This is a genomic window from Streptomyces sp. NPDC051909, from assembly GCF_040681095.1.
In the GTDB taxonomy this organism is placed as follows: domain Bacteria; phylum Actinomycetota; class Actinomycetes; order Streptomycetales; family Streptomycetaceae; genus Streptomyces.
The window spans coordinates 21,776-38,016 of record NZ_JBFAYA010000028.1 but is presented as its reverse complement, the minus strand read 5'-3'; the positions used below and the strand labels follow the sequence as shown (position 1 = coordinate 38,016).

General features: G+C 71.2%; 14 protein-coding genes. 7 read left to right on the top strand and 7 right to left on the bottom strand.

The genetic code is table 11. The features are described from left to right. Positions 1–123: 123 nt before the first annotated feature. Positions 124–858, top strand: coding sequence for a DUF3558 domain-containing protein (locus AB0M18_RS31185; protein WP_365763933.1), 735 nt, complete (start codon positions 124–126; stop codon positions 856–858). Between the two features lie 128 nt (positions 859–986). Beyond that, the gene (locus AB0M18_RS31180) at positions 987–2,210 is read left to right on the top strand and encodes a DUF2637 domain-containing protein (RefSeq protein WP_365763931.1); all 1,224 of its coding nucleotides are present in this window, start codon (positions 987–989) and stop codon (positions 2,208–2,210) included. Between the two features lie 81 nt (positions 2,211–2,291). On the opposite strand, the gene lysS is transcribed toward AB0M18_RS31180, so the two are convergent. Further along, positions 2,292–4,013, bottom strand: a complete 1,722-nt coding sequence (gene lysS, locus AB0M18_RS31175; RefSeq protein WP_365763929.1) for a lysine--tRNA ligase — start codon at positions 4,011–4,013, stop codon at positions 2,292–2,294. A gap of 255 nt (positions 4,014–4,268) precedes the next feature. On the opposite strand from lysS, the gene argS reads away from it, so the two are divergent. From argS to AB0M18_RS31155, 4 genes are all read left to right on the top strand, one after another. Next, entirely contained in the window at positions 4,269–6,044 is a 1,776-nt protein-coding gene (gene argS / locus AB0M18_RS31170; protein WP_365763927.1) for an arginine--tRNA ligase, read from the top strand. 188 nt (positions 6,045–6,232) lie between these two features. Beyond that, positions 6,233–6,997, top strand: a complete 765-nt coding sequence (locus AB0M18_RS31165) for an arylmalonate decarboxylase (RefSeq protein WP_365763925.1) — start codon at positions 6,233–6,235, stop codon at positions 6,995–6,997. After that, positions 6,994–7,740 (top strand): SDR family oxidoreductase, encoded by a 747-nt coding sequence (locus AB0M18_RS31160; RefSeq protein WP_365763923.1) that lies wholly within the window; start codon positions 6,994–6,996, stop codon positions 7,738–7,740. Before AB0M18_RS31165 ends, AB0M18_RS31160 begins: the two co-directional genes overlap by 4 nt. A gap of 116 nt (positions 7,741–7,856) precedes the next feature. After that, positions 7,857–9,071: an MFS transporter gene (locus AB0M18_RS31155; RefSeq protein WP_365763921.1), complete on the top strand. Its 1,215-nt coding sequence runs from the start codon at positions 7,857–7,859 to the stop codon at positions 9,069–9,071. Between the two features lie 83 nt (positions 9,072–9,154). Here AB0M18_RS31155 and AB0M18_RS31150 read toward each other — a convergent pair whose 3' ends face one another. Beyond that, a complete protein-coding gene (locus AB0M18_RS31150) occupies positions 9,155–9,895 on the bottom strand; it encodes an SDR family oxidoreductase (protein WP_365764001.1) in 741 nt (246 codons plus the stop codon). Positions 9,896–10,014: 119 nt separating this feature from the next. Here AB0M18_RS31150 and AB0M18_RS31145 point away from each other — a divergent pair, with 119 nt between their 5' ends. After that, positions 10,015–10,455 (top strand): MerR family transcriptional regulator, encoded by a 441-nt coding sequence (locus AB0M18_RS31145; RefSeq protein ID WP_365763919.1) that lies wholly within the window; start codon positions 10,015–10,017, stop codon positions 10,453–10,455. Here the strand turns inward: AB0M18_RS31145 and AB0M18_RS31140 are convergent. From AB0M18_RS31140 to AB0M18_RS31120, 5 genes are all read right to left on the bottom strand, one after another. After that, positions 10,414–11,301: a fumarylacetoacetate (FAA) hydrolase gene (locus AB0M18_RS31140; RefSeq protein WP_365763917.1), complete on the bottom strand. Its 888-nt coding sequence runs from the start codon at positions 11,299–11,301 to the stop codon at positions 10,414–10,416. The two genes, AB0M18_RS31145 and AB0M18_RS31140, sit on opposite strands and share 42 nt — an antisense overlap. Positions 11,302–11,370: 69 nt before the next feature. After that, positions 11,371–12,657 (bottom strand): pyridoxal phosphate-dependent aminotransferase, encoded by a 1,287-nt coding sequence (locus AB0M18_RS31135; RefSeq protein WP_365763915.1) that lies wholly within the window; start codon positions 12,655–12,657, stop codon positions 11,371–11,373. A 179-nt stretch (positions 12,658–12,836) separates the two neighbouring features. Next, a complete protein-coding gene (locus AB0M18_RS31130) occupies positions 12,837–14,468 on the bottom strand; it encodes an AMP-binding protein (RefSeq protein WP_365763913.1) in 1,632 nt (543 codons plus the stop codon). Further along, positions 14,465–15,625, bottom strand: coding sequence for a Glu/Leu/Phe/Val dehydrogenase dimerization domain-containing protein (locus AB0M18_RS31125; protein ID WP_365763912.1), 1,161 nt, complete (start codon positions 15,623–15,625; stop codon positions 14,465–14,467). Before AB0M18_RS31125 ends, AB0M18_RS31130 begins: the two co-directional genes overlap by 4 nt. Positions 15,626–15,675: 50 nt before the next feature. After that, positions 15,676–16,239, bottom strand: a complete 564-nt coding sequence (locus AB0M18_RS31120) for a gamma-glutamyl-gamma-aminobutyrate hydrolase family protein (protein WP_365763910.1) — start codon at positions 16,237–16,239, stop codon at positions 15,676–15,678. Positions 16,240–16,241 lie beyond the last annotated feature (2 nt).

Sequence of the window (16,241 nt, the reverse complement as noted above, 5' to 3'; positions counted from 1 at the left end):
CGCTCCGTGAGCGGCGCCGGACCACGTAACGTGTCGGCGTATCCCGCCCGTCGGCAGCCGGCCGTCGGCCGGCCGGAGGTGCTCAGGGCGCCCCGGACCGTACGACAAGCGACTGAAGGAACCATGCAGCGATCTGCCCCGCGCCTCTCCCGCATACTCGCCTGCGCCGCCGTCCCGGTGATGCTCGTCGCCGCCGGCTGCTCCTCCGGATCGGATTCCGGCGACAAGGGTTCCGGTGGCCCGGACAAGGCGGGGTCCACGGCGTCGGCGGCGCCGAAGGCGACGCAGTCGACGAAGGCGGTGGAGCCCGCGAGGTTCGCGAAGCTGCCGGAGATCTGCAAGGCGGTCTCGTCGAAGACGGTCGAGGGCCTCGTGCCGAAGGTGAAGAACAAGAACGGCACGGAGGCCACCTCCAGCGATGTGGCGAGCCGTGGCGGCTGCTCGTGGAACGGTCTGGAGGACAAGGGCACCAAGGGCTCGCAGTACCGCTGGCTGGATGTCTCCTTCTACCGGTACGAGTCGGACGCGACGCTCGGCAGTGGTCAGGAGCGCGCGGCGGAGAGCTACGCCAAGGAGCTGGCCAAGGTCCAGGCCACGGCGGGTGCGAAGAAGCTGAGGACGACGCAGACCTCGGGTGTCGGTGAGCAGGCGGACACGGTGACGTACCAGCTGCGCAAGACCGACGAGGACTTCCAGTACGCCTCGGTGGTCGCGCGGACGGGCAATGTCGTGGTGTTGTTGTCGTACAACGGCGCGGGTTACGCCGGAGCTGACACTCCGTCCGACAAGACGATCTCGGATGGTGCGGTGAAGGCCGTCAAGGAGGCGATCGCCGCTGTCGCGGCGGCCAATAAGTAGCCGGTTCGTCAGCGCTTGTACGGATTCGTTCCGGAGCCCGTCCCTCCCCCGGGGGTCGGGCTTCGCGCACATGTGCCAATCTGTGCCCGCGAGATGTCGATTGACGGGAGGGATCGCGGGTGGCCGCGATGCAGCTGACACGGACGCACCGCATACTCATCGGCCTGGTCGTCGCGGGTGCGGTGATCATCGCCGGGATCGGGTTCGCCGGCTCGTACGCCGCGGTGCGCGAGCTCGCCGTCGACAAGGGCTTCGGGAACTTCTCGTACTTCTTCCCGATCGGCATCGACGCGGGCATCTGTGTGCTGCTCGCGCTCGACCTGTTGCTGACCTGGATCCGGATCCCGTTCCCGCTGCTGCGGCAGACGGCGTGGGTGCTGACGGCGGCGACGATCGCGTTCAACGGCGCGGCGGCGTGGCCGGACCCGCTGGGTGTGGGCATGCACGCGGTGATCCCGGTGCTGTTCGTGGTCGCGGTGGAGGCGGCGCGGCATGCGGTGGGCCGGATCGCGGACATCACGGCCGACAAGCACATGGAGGGTGTGCGGCTGACGCGGTGGCTGCTTTCGCCGATTCCGACGTTCCGGCTGTGGCGGCGGATGAAGCTGTGGGAGCTGCGTTCGTACGAGCAGGTGATCAAGCTGGAGCAGGAGCGGCTGGTCTACCAGGCGCGGCTGCAGGCGCGGTACGGGCGGATGTGGCGGCGGAAGGCGCCGGTGGAGGCGCTGATGCCGCTGCGGCTGGCGAAGTACGGGGTGCCGCTGGCGGAGACGGCGGCGGCGGGTCTGGCGGCGGCCGGTGTGGAGCCGGCGTTGCTGCCGCCGGCGCCGGTGGCGGTCGCCCCGGAGCTGGAGCAGTCGCGGGTGCAGGTGGCGGGGCCGGTGCAGGGGCAGGTCCAGGTGCAGGGACAGGTGCAGCAGCCGGTGGTGCCGGTGCAGCAGGTTCCTGAGGCCAGCCCGCAGGAGAGCCAGTGGTTCGCGGCGCAGCAGGTCTCGCCGGAGGCGTATCAGGGGCAGTACAACCCTCAGTTCGTGGAGGGTCTGGAGCCGACTCCGGTGCCGATCCCGCAGGGGCCGGAGGATGTTCCGCCGCCGGGTCCGGAGGAGTTCGAGGAGTACTCGGAGTTCGTGGACGAGGAGCCGTCGGGGGACGAGTTCGCGGAGGCGGCGTACAAGGCGATGTGGGACTTCCTGGAGGAGAACCAGGAGTTCCCGACGTCGGAGCAGCTCGACATCAGGCTCAGTGACATGTACGGGGTCACGCATCCGCGCAGTGCGTCGATCCTGCGGGAGCTGACCCCGCGGCTGCGGCACCGGATCGAGCAGGAGTGGGCGGAGACGCACACGCCGTAGGTGGCGAGGACGAAGAGGCCGTGGCGTACGGCGGAGGGCCGTCACCCGCATCGCGGGTGGCGGCCCTCCGTCGTGTGGTGCTTACGCGCCGAGCAGCTTGCGCACCCGGTCCGAGCCCACCGCGAGCAGCAGCGTGGGGAGGCGGGGGCCGGTCTCGCGGCTCACGAGGAGCTTGTAGAGGAGGGCGAAGAAGGAGCGCTGGGCGAGCTTGAGCTCCGGGGTGGGCTTGGCCTCGGGGTCGAGGCCGGCCATGACCTTGGGGACGCCGTAGACCAGGGTGGTCAGGCCGTCGAGGGACCAGTGGGTGTCGAGGCCCTCCAGGAGGAGGCGGAGCGACTCGCGGCCCTCGTCGTCGAGCGAGCCGAGGAGTGCGGTGTCGGGCTCGTCGCGGACGATGGTGCGCTGGTCGGCCGGGACCTGGGTGGTGATCCAGTTCTCGGCGCGGTCCAGGCGCGGGCGGACCTCGTCGAGCGAGGCGACCGGGTTCTCCGGGTCGAGCTCGGTGAGGATGCGCAGGGTCTGCTCGTCGTGGCCTGCGGTGATGTCCATGACGGAGGCCAGCGTGCGGTACGGCAGGGGGCGCGGGGTGCGGGGCAGCTCGCCGGCGGCGGTGCGGGCGGCGCGGGCGTGGGCGGCGGCGTCGGCGGGGAGCACCGTGCCGTCGGCGACCTTGGCCTCCAGCTTGTCCCACTCGTCGTAGAGGCGCTGGATCTCCTGGTCGAAGGCGATCTTGAACGACTGGTTGGGGCGGCGGCGGGCGTAGAGCCAGCGCAGCAGCTGCGGTTCCATGATCTGCAGGGCGTCGGCGGGGGTGGGGACGCCGCCGCGGGAGGAGGACATCTTGGCCATGCCGCTGATGCCGACGAACGCGTACATGGGGCCGATGGGCTGGACGCCGTCGAAGATGCCGACGATCTGGCCGCCGACCTGGAAGGACGAGCCGGGCGAGGAGTGGTCGACGCCGGAGGGCTCGAAGATGACGCCTTCGTAGGCCCAGCGCATGGGCCAGTCGACCTTCCAGACCAGCTTGCCTCGGTTGAACTCGCTGAGCTTGACGGTCTCGGCGAAGCCGCAGGAGGAGCAGGTGTAGGAGAGCTCGGTGGTGTCGTCGTCGTAGGCGGTGACGGTGGTGAGGTCCTTCTCGCACTGTCCGCAGTAGGGCTTGTACGGGAAGTAGCCGGCGCCGCCGCCGGAGCCGTCGTCCTCGCCGGCGGCGCCGGAGCCTTCGGCGGCCTCCAGCTCGGCTTCGTCGACGGGCTTCTGGGACTGCTTCTTCGGGGCCTTCTTCGTCCGGTACTGGTCGAGGATGGCGTCGATGTCGCCGCGGTGGCGCATGGCGTGCAGGATCTGCTCGCGGTAGACACCGGAGGTGTACTGCTCGGTCTGGCTGATCGGGTCGTATTCGACGCCGAGCTCGGCGAGCGCCTCGACCATGGCGGCCTTGAAGTGCTCGGCCCAGCTCGGGTGGGGCGAGCCGGCCGGGGCGGGGACGGAGGTCAGCGGCTTGCCGATGTGCTCGGCCCAGGACTCGTCGACGCCCGCGACGCCGTTCGGCACCTTGCGGTAGCGGTCGTAGTCGTCCCAGGAGATGAGGTGGCGGACCTCGTGTCCGCGGCGGCGGATCTCGTCGGCGACCAGGTGCGGGGTCATGACCTCGCGGAGGTTGCCGAGGTGGATCGGGCCGGAGGGGGAGAGGCCGGAGGCGACGACGACCGGTTTGCCAGGCGCACGTCGCTCCGACTCGGCGATGACCTCGTCCGCGAAACGGGAGACCCAGTCGGTCTCGGTGCTGCTCTGAGCCACGGTCGGTTCGTCCTTCTTCCTTGGTTCCTTCGAAAGCCTGCGGGCCCGGTCGGTCCCACAGGAGTCATTGTCCCAGACGGAAGGACACACTCCGAGGTTGTCCACACTCCGAGGTTGTTCACAGCCCGAGGTTGTTCAGAGCTCGGGTTGTCCACAGCCGAGGTTGTCCACAGGGGGAGAAAACTCGTTGCCCGCCCGTGGGACACTTGACAGGCGAAACAGCCCGTAAGACTCCCACCACAGGAACGGAAGCTCATGGCCTCGGTCCCTTCCCTCGCTTCGACCGTGCAGCAGCGCCTCGCGGAAGGTCTCTCGGCAGCCCTGCCGGAGGCCGCGTCCGCCGATCCGCTGCTGCGACGAAGCGACCGGGCCGACTTCCAGGCCAACGGCATCCTGGCGCTCGCCAAGCAGCTCAAGGGCAACCCGCGCGAGCTGGCGACCAAGGTCGTCGAGGCGATCCCGGCCAATGACGTGCTCCAGGAGATCGAGGTCTCGGGTCCCGGCTTCCTCAACATCACCGTCTCCGACGCGGCGATCGTGAACACGCTGGCGGCCCGTGCCGCCGACGCGCGTCTCGGCGTGCCGTTCAACGAGGCCGCGGGCACGACGGTGATCGACTACGCCCAGCCGAACGTGGCGAAGGAGATGCACGTCGGGCATCTGCGGTCGGCCGTGATCGGCGCGGCGATGGTCGAGATCCTGGAGTTCACCGGCGAGCGGGTGGTCCGGCGTCACCACATCGGCGACTGGGGCACCCAGTTCGGCATGCTCATCCAGTATCTGATCGAGCACCCGCACGAGCTGGACCACAAGGCCGGGGGCGCGGACGCGGAGGTCTCCGGCGAGGAGGCCATGTCGAACCTGAACCGGCTTTACAAGGCCTCGCGGGCGCTCTTCGACTCCGACGAGGAGTTCAAGACGCGGGCCCGGGCGCGGGTCGTCGACCTGCAGGCGGGCGACGAGCAGACGCTCGCCCTGTGGCAGCGGTTCGTCGACGAGTCGAAGATCTACTTCTACTCGGTCTTCGAGAAGCTCGACATGGACATCCGGGACCCCGACATCGTCGGCGAGTCCGGGTACAACGACATGCTCCAGGAGACCTGCCGGATCCTGGAGGAGTCGGGCGTGGCCGTCCGCTCGGAGGGCGCGCTGTGCGTGTTCTTCGACGACATCAAGGGCCCGGAGGGCAACCCGGTCCCGCTGATCGTCCAGAAGTCCGACGGCGGTTTCGGCTATGCGGCGACCGACCTGTCGGCGATCCGTGACCGGGTGCAGAACCTGAAGGCGTCGACGCTGCTGTACGTGGTGGACGCGCGTCAGTCGCTGCACTTCAAGATGGTCTTCGAGACGGCCCGCCGGGCGGGCTGGCTGAACGACGAGGTGAAGGCGCACCAGCTGGCCTTCGGCACGGTCCTCGGCAAGGACGGCAAGCCGTTCAAGACCCGTGAGGGCGAGACCGTGCGGCTCGTGGATCTGCTCGACGAGGCGATCGAGCGGGCGACGGCGGTCGTCGAGGAGAAGAAGGAGAAGGCCGGCCTCACCGACGAGGAGGTCGTGGAGAACGGCCGGTATGTCGGCATCGGCGCGGTGAAGTACGCCGACCTGTCGACCTCGGCGGTCCGGGACTACAAGTTCGACCTGGACCAGATGGTCTCGCTGAACGGCGACACCTCCGTCTACCTCCAGTACGCCTACGCCCGTATCCAGTCGATCAAGCGGAATGTGACGGACGCCGAGCCGACGGCGCACCCGGAGCTGGAGCTGGCCCCGGCCGAGCGGGCGCTCGGTCTGCACCTGGACCAGTTCGGTGCCGCGATCGACGAGGTCGCCGAGGAGTACGCGCCGCACAAGCTGGCCGCGTACCTCTACCAGCTGGCCTCGCACCTGACGACGTTCTACGACCAGTGCCCGGTCATGAAGGCCGAGACCCGGGAGCTGAAGGAGAACCGCCTCTTCCTGGTCGACCTGACCGCCCGGACCCTGCACCAGGGCATGGCCCTGCTGGGCATCCGGACGCCCGAGCGTCTCTGACACTCGGCAGAACGGGAATGGACGGCCATGCCTTCGGGCATGGCCGTCCTCGCTTTTCCCGACGCCCGTTCGCAAAGAAAATGTGGCGGCTCGTCAAGAAGTGTCAAGACTGAAAGACATTTCAAGATTGACATGGCGGAACGTCAGGACGGGGGAATTACCTACGATTTCGGCGTTAGCTTGCGGGCATGGACATCTTCGCGTCGCCCCGCTTAGGGCTCCTCGTTCCGCCCGAGAACCCCGTCGCGGAACCCGAGTACCACCAGCTGCTCGGCTCCGAGATGAATGTGTACACGACTCGATTTCCGGTGACTCCTGGATTCACCCGGGAGACGATGGAGATGTACAACGAGGTGCTGCCCGAGGTGCTCGCCACCTTCGGGGCCATGCGCCTGGACGCCGCCGTCGTGGCCTGCAACGCCTCGCACTATCTGCTGGATCCCGACGGGGACCGCGACTTCTGCGCGGAGCTGTCGGAGCGCTGCGGTTTCCCCGTGCTGTCGACGACACGGGCCATCCTCGACCTGTGCGAGGCGCTCGGGGTGAGCGGCCTGACGCTGGTCTCGCCGTACGCGTCGTGGCTCACCGAACTGTCCCGCGGCTACTGGGAGAAGGCCGGTCTGACGGTCGAGCGGATCGTGCTCGCGCCGGCCGGGCCGAACCCGCCGGGCCGTGGCGAGGAGAAGGACGAGGACTTCAACCCGTACCTGGTGACGACGAAGACGCTCCTGGAGCGCGTACGGGAGGCCGGCGTCCCCGAGGACGGGACCGTGCTGTTCACGGGTACGGGCATGGGGACGCTGCCGGCCGCGACCGAGCTCGCCGCGGAGGGCACGGGCCGGACCCTCATCACCTCCAACATGGCGGCGGCGTGGTGGGCGCGGCGCACCGCGGGCCTCGCCGGTGCCGGTGAGCACGCCCTGCTGCGGCGGATCGATCGGACGGTGCGATGAAGCCGGCGACGACCGACTCCCTCGTGGCCGTGGTGAGCGGCGCCGCGTCCGGGATCGGGGCGGCCGCCGCGGCCGCGCTGACCGCCCGGGGCGTCCGCGTCGCCGGCCTGGACCTGAAGCCCGACGAGGTCGCGGCCCCCGCGGTCGGTATCGCCTGTGACGTCACCGACGACGCCTCCGTACGCGGCGCGGTCGCGGAGGCCGTCGGGCGTTTCGGCCGGGTGGACATCGTCGTCAACAACGCGGGCATCGCGGCCCAGGGCGACATCACGGGCAACGACGACGACGAGTGGCGGCGGGTCCTCGACGTGAACGTCATCGGCATGGTGCGTCTGGCGCGTGCCGCGCTCCCCCATCTGCGCGTGTCCCCCGCGGCCGCGATCGTCAACACCTGCTCCGTCTTCGCCCTGACCGGAGTCCCCCGGCGCACCCTCTACTCCGCGTCCAAGGGCGCGGTCCACTCCCTGACGCTGGCGATGGCCGCCGACCACGTGCGGGAGGGCATACGGGTCAACGCCGTGGCCCCCGGCGCGGTCGACACGCCCTGGATCGCGCGCGTGCTCGCGCTGGCCCCGGACCCGGCGGCGGCGCGCGCCGAGCTGAACGAGCGTCATCCTCTCGGGCGCCTTGCGCGGCCCGAGGAGGTCGGCGAGGCCATCGCCTACCTGGCCACCCCCGCCTCGTCCGGCACCACCGGCACGGTCCTCACCGTCGACGGCGGCATCCACGCGCTGCGCCTGTAGAGGCCCGGAGCCGCCTCCGGCCGCCTGTGGCGGGGCGTCTGCGCCCCGCCCTTCTTTCGCACCCGCCCCGCACGCCCTTGACCTTCACATCAATGGAAAGGTTTCAGGATCTCGTCATGACGAGTACCGCTCCCCTCGAATCCCCCACCCATGACGCCCCGCCGGCCGAGGCCGCGAAGCTGCCCATGGCGGCCCTGCTCGCGCTGGCCGTCGCGGTGTTCATCACCAGCCTCACCGAGACGCTGCCCGCCGGGCTGCTACCCGCGATGAGCGACACCCTGCACACCAGCGAGTCGGCCGTCGGGCAGACGGTGACCATCTACGCGCTCGGCACGGTCCTCACGACCATCCCGCTGTCCGCGGCCACCGCGGGGTGGCGCCGCAAGCGCCTGCTGATGGTGTCCATGGGCGCCTTCGCCGTGGCCAACACCATCACGGCCCTGTCGGTGAACTACCCGCTCACCCTGGTCGCCCGCTTCCTGGCCGGTGTGGCCGCCGGTCTCGCCTGGGCCCTGCTCGCCGGCTACGCCCGCCGTATGGTCGCCCCCCACCAGGAGGGCCGTGCCATCGCCATCGCCATGGCCGGGATCCCCGTCGCCCTGTCCCTGGGCGTGCCGGCCGGCACCTTCCTGGGCAAGGTGGCGAACTGGCAGGCGGCGTTCCTCGCCATGACCGGCCTGACCGTGCTGCTGCTCGTCTGGATCGCCGCGATCGTGCCCGACCAGCCGGGGCAGGCGGCGGGCGGCAAGATCCCCGTGCGCAGCACCCTGCGCGTGCCCGGTGTCGCCCCGGTCCTGTTCGTCATGCTGGTCTTCGTCCTGGCCCACACGCTCCTGTACGCGTACATCGCCTCGTTCCTCGACGACATCGGCATGGGCGACCAGACGGACGCGGCCCTGCTGGTCTTCGGCGTCGCGTCGCTGGTGAGCATCTGGGTCGTCGGCACCTTCATCGCCGCGCATCTGCGCACCCTGACGATCGCCAGCACCCTGCTGGTGGGCGTCGCGGTCGCGGTCCTGGGCGCGTTCTCCGGCACCGACGCCCTGGTCTACGTCGCCGCGGCGCTGTGGGGTCTGGGCTGGGGCGGTGTGCCGACCCTGCTGCAGACGGCCGCGGGCCAGGCCGGCGGCGAGGCGGCCGACGCCGCCCAGGCGATCCTGGTGGTGCTCTGGAACGTCGCCATGGCGGGCGGCGGCATCGCCGGCGGCCTCGTGCTACAGGCCGTCGGGGTCTCTCCGTTCCCCTGGATCGTGCTCGCCCTCCTGGTCCCGGTGCTTGTCGTCGTCCTCGCCTCCCGCGCGCACGGCTTCCCCGGAAGGAGCCGGGCCTGAGACCGAAGCAGCCGCGAGGCGCCCCGGCCGGTGGATCGGCCGGGGCGCCTCGCGGCTTGGCGCAGGTTCCGCGCAGGGGTACGTCAGGCGGTGTAGCCGCCGTCGACGGCGAGCGAGGTGCCGGTGACGTAACGGCCGCCGGGGCCCGCGAGGAAGGCCACCGCGGCCGCGATGTCCTCGGCCTCGCCGAACCGGCCCAGGGCGGTCAGATCGCGCTGGAAGTCGCCGCTCTCGCCGGCGGCCGGGTTCATGTCGGTGTCGATCGGGCCCGGGTCCACGGCGGTGACGGTGATCCCGCGCGGCCCGAGCTCCCGGGCGAGGGCCTTGGTGAACCCGATGAGCGCGGTCTTGGCCATCGCCTGGACCACGAAGTGGGAGCCGGGGACACGGCCGTTGAAGCACGAGCCGATGCTGATGATGCGGCCCTCGTCGCCCATGTGCCGGGCGGCGGACTGGGAGGCCAGGAAGATCGAGCGGACGTCCACGGCGAGCGCGCGGTCCAGGTCCTCGGCGGTCACCTCGTCGAACGCGCCGTAGGCGAGGAAGCCGGCGTTGTTCACCAGGATGTCGATCCGGCCCAGGTGGCGGACCGTCTGCTCCACGGCCGCCACGGCGGCGTCGGACTCGGTGAGGTCGGCCTGGATGGCGACGGCCTTGCCGCCGGCCGCCTCGATGTCCTTGACGACCTCGCGGGCCTGGTCCGCGGCCTGGACGTAGGTCACGGCCACCGCGGCGCCGGCCGCGGCGAGCCGCCTGGCCACGGCCGCGCCGATACCGCGGCTGCCGCCGGTCACCAGGGCCACCTTGCCGGTCAGCTCGGTCAGCTCGGTCACGGTGCTTCCTCCGTTGGACTGGTTGGTGTTCGTCATGACGGGATCCTGAAACCTTTCCATTAATGTGAGGGTCAAGCGGGTCAAATCAGGTGCGTACGAGGGGAGTTGGCATGCGGATCGGTGAGCTGGCGCAGCGCACGGGAGCCTCGCGGCGTCTGCTGCGCTATTACGAGGAGCAGGGCCTGATCGCCTCCGCGCGCGAGCCCAACGGCTACCGCGACTACGACGAGGCCTTCGTCGACCGGGTCATGCAGATCCGCGGCCTGCTGGCGGCGGGGCTGCCCACCAGGATCATCAAGCAGATCCTGCCGTGCCTCAGTCAGCCCCGCGCCATCCACTTCGAGGAGGCCACCCCGGAGATGCTGGCCACCCTCGAGGAGGAGTGCGACCGCATGACCGAGCGCATCCGGTGTCTGGAACGCAACCGCGACGCGGTCTCCGCCTACCTCGCGGAAGTACGCCGCAGGAAGGCCGAGCGCGTCGCGGCCCGCGCCGCCACACCGGGTGCGTCAGTGGGACGAGGCCGTGCCGCCGTACTGGACGGTGTTTGACAGGACGACGCCGTGGCTGGCCACGTCGATGGTGAGCCGGTCTCCGTCGGCGACCTGGAAGCCGTCGTGGAAGCTGCTCAGATCGGCGCCCGTCAGCAGGTAGTTGACGAGTCGGGGGCGGCGCAGCGCGGGGAAGGAGAAGGCCCGGTCGACCATGTCCTCGACCCGGAAGTACAGGGCGTCGGCGCCGCAGTCGAACTTGCCCTCCCAGGCGACCCTTCCGGCGCGCTCGATGGTGACGCGGCCGGTGGCCGAGCGCGGCGGCTCGCCGAGGAAGAGGTAGGGCGAGATGCCGGTGTCGCAGAGCTTGCCGGACGGCGTGTAGCCGGGGTCGATGCGGTGCAGGCCGATGTCGCAGAAGTCGTTGCCGAAGGTGAAGCCCACGTAGTGGGGGGTGCCGTCGTCGTCGTTGACGTGGACGAGGGCGACCTCGGCCTCCTCGATCAGGATGATCGGCTCGGCGGGCACGACGAGGGGCTGGCCGGGCGTGCGCAGCCATGAACCGAGGCCCTTGAAGTACCACTTGGGCATGGGTGCCTGGTCGCCGTGCGCGACGATGGCGTCCGCCTTGGACTTGTGGGTGCCCAGGAAGCCGCTGACCAGCGAGGCGCCGGTGGTCGGCAGCAGCGGCGGCAGGGCGTGCACCTCGGGGTCGCCGGCGGTGACGGTGACCGTCTCGGCGGCCTCGACGAGGGCGGCGACCGCGTCCGGTCCGCCGTCGGCGAGGAAGACGTCGAGGAGCGCGCCGTCGGCGACCGCGTGGAGGGTCTGCGGCTCGCCCGGGGTCTGGAGGCCGAGGCTGACGTACCGCCGGTCCCGGTACTCGTATTCGCTGATGATCAGCATGGTTCGTGGACCTCTCTCAGGTGGTCGGGGTCAGGTGGTCGGGGCGGATGGTCCGGGTCAGGGTCCGGGTCAGGTGGTCGGGGCGGGTGCGTGGGCGAGGTCGTGCAGGACTTCCCCGATGCGGTCCAGGGAGGCCTTGATCCAGGGGAGTTCGAGCGGTGCGGGGGAATGCAGGGCCTGGCTCCGCCGCTCTTCGGTGTCGCCGTAGAGCCGGCTGGTGGCGGCCCTGATGCGCAGCACGTGGTCGGGTTCGCCGAACGCGCTGCCGGGCAGGACGCCCAGGCCGTGACGCTCCGCGAGGAGCGCGGCGAGCTCCCCTCCGCCCGACACCCCGTGCGCCGCGGCGAGGTGGTCGCGCAGCGGTTCGAAGTCCGGGTAGAGGTAGCTGGTGGCGCGTACCGGCGTCAGCTCCGCGCCGGCCGCGGTGAAGTGCCCGTGGACCGCGCGCACCACCGTCTCGTGCAGCCGCCGGGCCGCCGCCACGTACGCGAGGACCTCGGGCGGCTCCGTGAAGGCGTAGGCGGCGGCCGCCTGGACGGGGGCCGCCGTGGTCGACCAGGTCTGGCTGGCGACGGCTTCGAGGCGGTCGCGCAGCGCGCGTCCGAGCGGGCCCTCGGGCAGCCGGGCGACACCCATGCGCCAGCCGCCCACCGCGAGGTTCTTGGTGAGTCCGGTCGTCACCACGGTCCGTTCGGGCGCGAACACCGCCGGGGAGAGGGCCCGGTCGGCGCCCTCGAAGACGAGGTCGCAGTAGATCTCGTCGGAGACGATCACCAGGTCCAGGTCCCGGGCGACCTCGGCGAGCCGGCGCAGGGTGTCCGGTTCGGCGACGGTCCCGGTCGGGTTGTCGGGGAGGGTGACCACGACGCACCGCGGGTCGCGGCCGGCGGCCCGGGCGGCGGTCACCGCCTCGCGCAGCGCCGCGGGGTCCGGCACTCCGCCCTGGCCCGGCAGTGTGGGCACGTGGAGCGGCCGCGCCCCGGCGAGCCGGGCCTGGGCGGCGTAGCTCACCCAGCTCGGCACCGGCACGGCCACGTCGCCGCCGACGGCCAGCATGAGGGCGAAGAGGACGGGCTTGCTGCCCGGGCCGCAGACCACCATGTCCGGGTCGGTGTCGAGGTTCCGCCGCCCCCAGTAGCCGGCGGCCGCGGCGCGCAGCGCCGGGCTTCCGGCGACGGGGCCGTAGGCGCCCAGGCCCGCCGCCGCCGCGAGCCGCTCGCGCAGTTCGGGCAGGACGGGCAGGCCGATCTCGCCGCTCGCGAGCGACAGGACCCGCTCCCCGGCGCGGCGCCGGCGCTCCAGCGCCTCGTCGGCGGCGAGGGTCGCCGACATGGTCACCGGCGCGGGTTGGGACATGACGGCCTCCGAAGGCAGAACGGGCACGAAAGAAGGGGAAGGGGAAGGGGAGAACCGGGGGGTGTCGGGGGAGGTGCACCCCCCGGTGGCCGGTGTGGGGCGCCGCGCCGAACGTGCGGGGAACGGCGCGGCGCCCGGGAGCGGGAGCTCGGTCCGCGTACGGGCTGGTCCGCGTACGGCTAGTCCGCGTACAGCTTCCTGAGCTCGATCTTGCGGACCTTGCCCGTCAGGGTCTTGGGCAGGGCCGCCATGACCTCCAGGCGCTCGGGGAAGAACCTGGGGTCCTGGCCGGCCTCGCGCAGATGGGCGCGGATCTCGTCCAGGGTCGGCGGGGTGCCGCCGGACGCGACGACGACGGCGAGGATCGGGTCGTCGATGTGTCCGGTCGGGCCGACGACCGCGGCGTCGGTCACCTTGGGGTGGCCGGCGATGACCGCCTCCAGCTCGGCCATCGGCAGGACGATGCCGTCCCGCATGATGGCGTCCTTGGCGCGGCCCAGGACCCGTATGCCGCCGCGCCCGTCCTCACGGGCGACGTCACCGGTGTCGAACCAGCCGTCGTCGGTGAGTTCGTCGTCGAAGACGTCCTGCTGCTTGAAGTAGCCGAGCGCCTGCGACGCCCCGCGCACCCGCAGCCGGCCGACCGAGGCCCGCTTGGTGGGGTCCTGGCAGGCGTCGATCCGTATCTGCATGGAGTCGATCGGCCTGCCGTGGCTGTGCGCCGCCCAGTCCTGGTTGTAGTCGAGCCGCGTGATGGTGACCGGACCGAACTCGGACATGCCCCACACCGAGTACGTCCGGGCGCCGAAGGTCGCGCGCAGCTCGTCCACCAGGGGCTGGAGCACCGGCGCCGCGCCCGTGATGGTGTGGCGCAGGCTGGACACGTCGTGCGGGTCGCGCTGCTGGACCCGGGCGACGCCCATGAGCGTGGGCGGCGGCCCGTAGAGCAGGGTGGCCCGGTACCGCTCGACCAGGTCGAGCAGTCCGTCGTGGTCCGGTCCGTCCTGGAAGGCGACCGTGCCGCCGAGCATGACGCCGGCGAGGATGCCCTGGCCGAAGCCGGAGTAGTGCACCAGCGGGGTGGTGACGGCGGCGACCAGGTCGTCGCGGAGCATGAAGCTGTCCACGTAGCCGCGCACGCCCGAGTGGACGGTGTTCTGGCTGTGCACCACGCCCTTGGAGAAGCCGGTGGTGCCGGAGGTGAACAGCACCACGAACGGCTCGTCCGGGCGCAGTTGACGGTCGGCCAGCTCGCCCATGCGCTGCTTTTCCCAGTGCGTGGAGACGAAGTGGTCGTGGAAGTCGACGGCGCCGTCGGGGACATGGCCGTCGAGGACCACCAGGTGTTCGAGGGGCAGCTCGCCGCGCAGCCCGTCGATGGTCTCGGCGAGCGGGTAGCCCTCCCACTCCGGCACGGTGACGCACACCTTCGCCTCGGTGAGGACGAGCCGGTGGCGCAGCTCCTCCGCCTGGCAGACGGGCGCGATCGGGCAGATCACGGCGCCGACGGCCATGCAGGCGAACATCAGCGGCACCATCTCCCATCGGTTGGGCAGCTGGACGGCGACGACGTCGCCGCGCTGCACGCCCAGTTCGAGCAGGGCCCCGGCGAACCGGTCGGTCAGCCGGGAGAGTTCGGCGTAGTCGAGGGTGTCGGTGCGGGCCTCGTCGAGGCGGCGGCCGGCGATGGCGAGCTTGCGGGGCCGTTCGCGGGCCTGGCGGCGCAGGTCGTCCAGGAAGGTCTCGTCGCGCCACCAGCCGCGGCGGCGGAATTCGGACAGGCGGTCGGCGGCCGAGGGGGTGACACTCATCCGAAGAGCTCCTGGCGGCGGGCGGCGAGCAGCTCGGGCAGCGGGTTGCCCGCGCGCGAGGCGGCGATGTCGAGCAGGTCGCGGGTGTTGAGGCGGACCCGGTCGGCGACCCAGTCGAAGACCCACTGCTTGCGGGCCTCGTGGGAGAGCTCGAAGGGGACCTTGCGGGTGACGGCCAGGGCCGCGGAGCCGGCGCCGCCGATGTTGGCGATGACGCCGGGGACCAGGGAGGCGCCGGAGGCGGCGACCTTCTCCTTCGCCTCCGCGCTGGAGGCGAGGTTGGCGCCCTCGACGACCACCCGGGCGCGCAGCCGGTGGGCGTTCTCGGCGTTGAGGGCGTACTTCTGGGCGGCGAGCACGAGCAGGTCGGCGTCCACGTCGAGCCAGGCGTCGGGCTCGCGGTTCACGGTGACGTGCTGTGGCAGCCGGGAGTGGTCGATGCGGCCGAACTCGTCGGTGACGGCGACCAGGTCGGCCACCGGCAGGCGGTCGGCGCTGATCGTGCCCTGGACGTCGGCGATGCCGACGACGAGGTGGCCGCGGTCCTCCAGGAAGCGGGCGACGGCGCGGCCGACGGCGCCGAAGCCCTGGATGACGACCCGGGCGGGCTCGGTGCGGCCGCCCGCCTCCAGGGCGGTGAGCGCGGCGACGCCGACGCCGTGGCCGGTGCAGTCGATCAGCGGCTCGTAGTACGTACGCCAGTCGATCGGCATGTCGGGGGCGCCGAGCCGGTAGCGCGGGTCGTAGCCGGCCTCGTCGAAGAAGACGGCCCGGTCGGCCGGGGTGACGCCCATGTCGATGCCGAGGTGGATGCCGCCGTGCAGCAGCGGCTTGACCGTGCGGCCGAAGGTGCGGAAGGTCTCCTCGCGGCCGGCGCCCTCGGAGTTGGCTCCGGTGGCGACGATGCCGGCCTTGGCGCCGCCGATGCGGAGCCCCGCGAGGGTGAACTTCTCGGTCATGTCGCGGGCGAGGCCGGCGACCTCCTCCTCGGTGACCCCGGTGGTCATCCGGGTGCCGCCCATGGCCAGACCGTCGACGAGCGAGTCGACGACCACCCAGCCCTTGATGCTGCCGCCGCTGCCGTTCAGGTGGACGGTGAGGGCGGGGTCCTGCCGGTGGTCCTGCGGGTTTTCCTGCGGGTTTTCCTGATCACTCATTGCCAGTCCTTAGGGATACGTAGCCGAGTTCGGGGGAGGAACGGAGGCCGTCACCGGTAGAGCTGCGCGAAGCCGCGCAGGATCTCCATGCCGTCGCTGCGGAACTCCAGGTGCGCCTGGGCGCCGAAGATCCGGCCGTCCTCGGAGCGCATGAACTCCACGGGGGCGTGCTCGGAGCGGCCGATGGAGCGGAAGCCTTCCGGCGCCTCCTGGAGGTACAGGGTGTGGCGGTGGAAGACGGTCACGGTGGGCTTCACGTACTCGAAGAGCGGCTCGGTCTTGTCGACCTGCACCTCGTAGCCGCCGACGCGCGACGACCCCTCCTCCAGGCGGCCGCCGGCCGAGACCGCGATCAGCTGCATGCCGCCGCAGATCGCGAAGACGGGGACGTCGGCGCCCATGACGAGGTCGACGAGCGGCTTGTAGAAGTCCTGGTCGTAGGCCCGCACCTTGGTGCCGCTGAGCACGATGGCCTGGTAGCGGCCGCCGAGGCTCGCGGGCACGGAGGCCGCGTCGACGGCCTCGGTGTCCGAGCCCAGGTCCTCGAAGCGCTTGCGCAGCTGCTTGAGGGACAGGGTTCCGTTGTTGACGACCAACACACGGGATTTCGCCATGT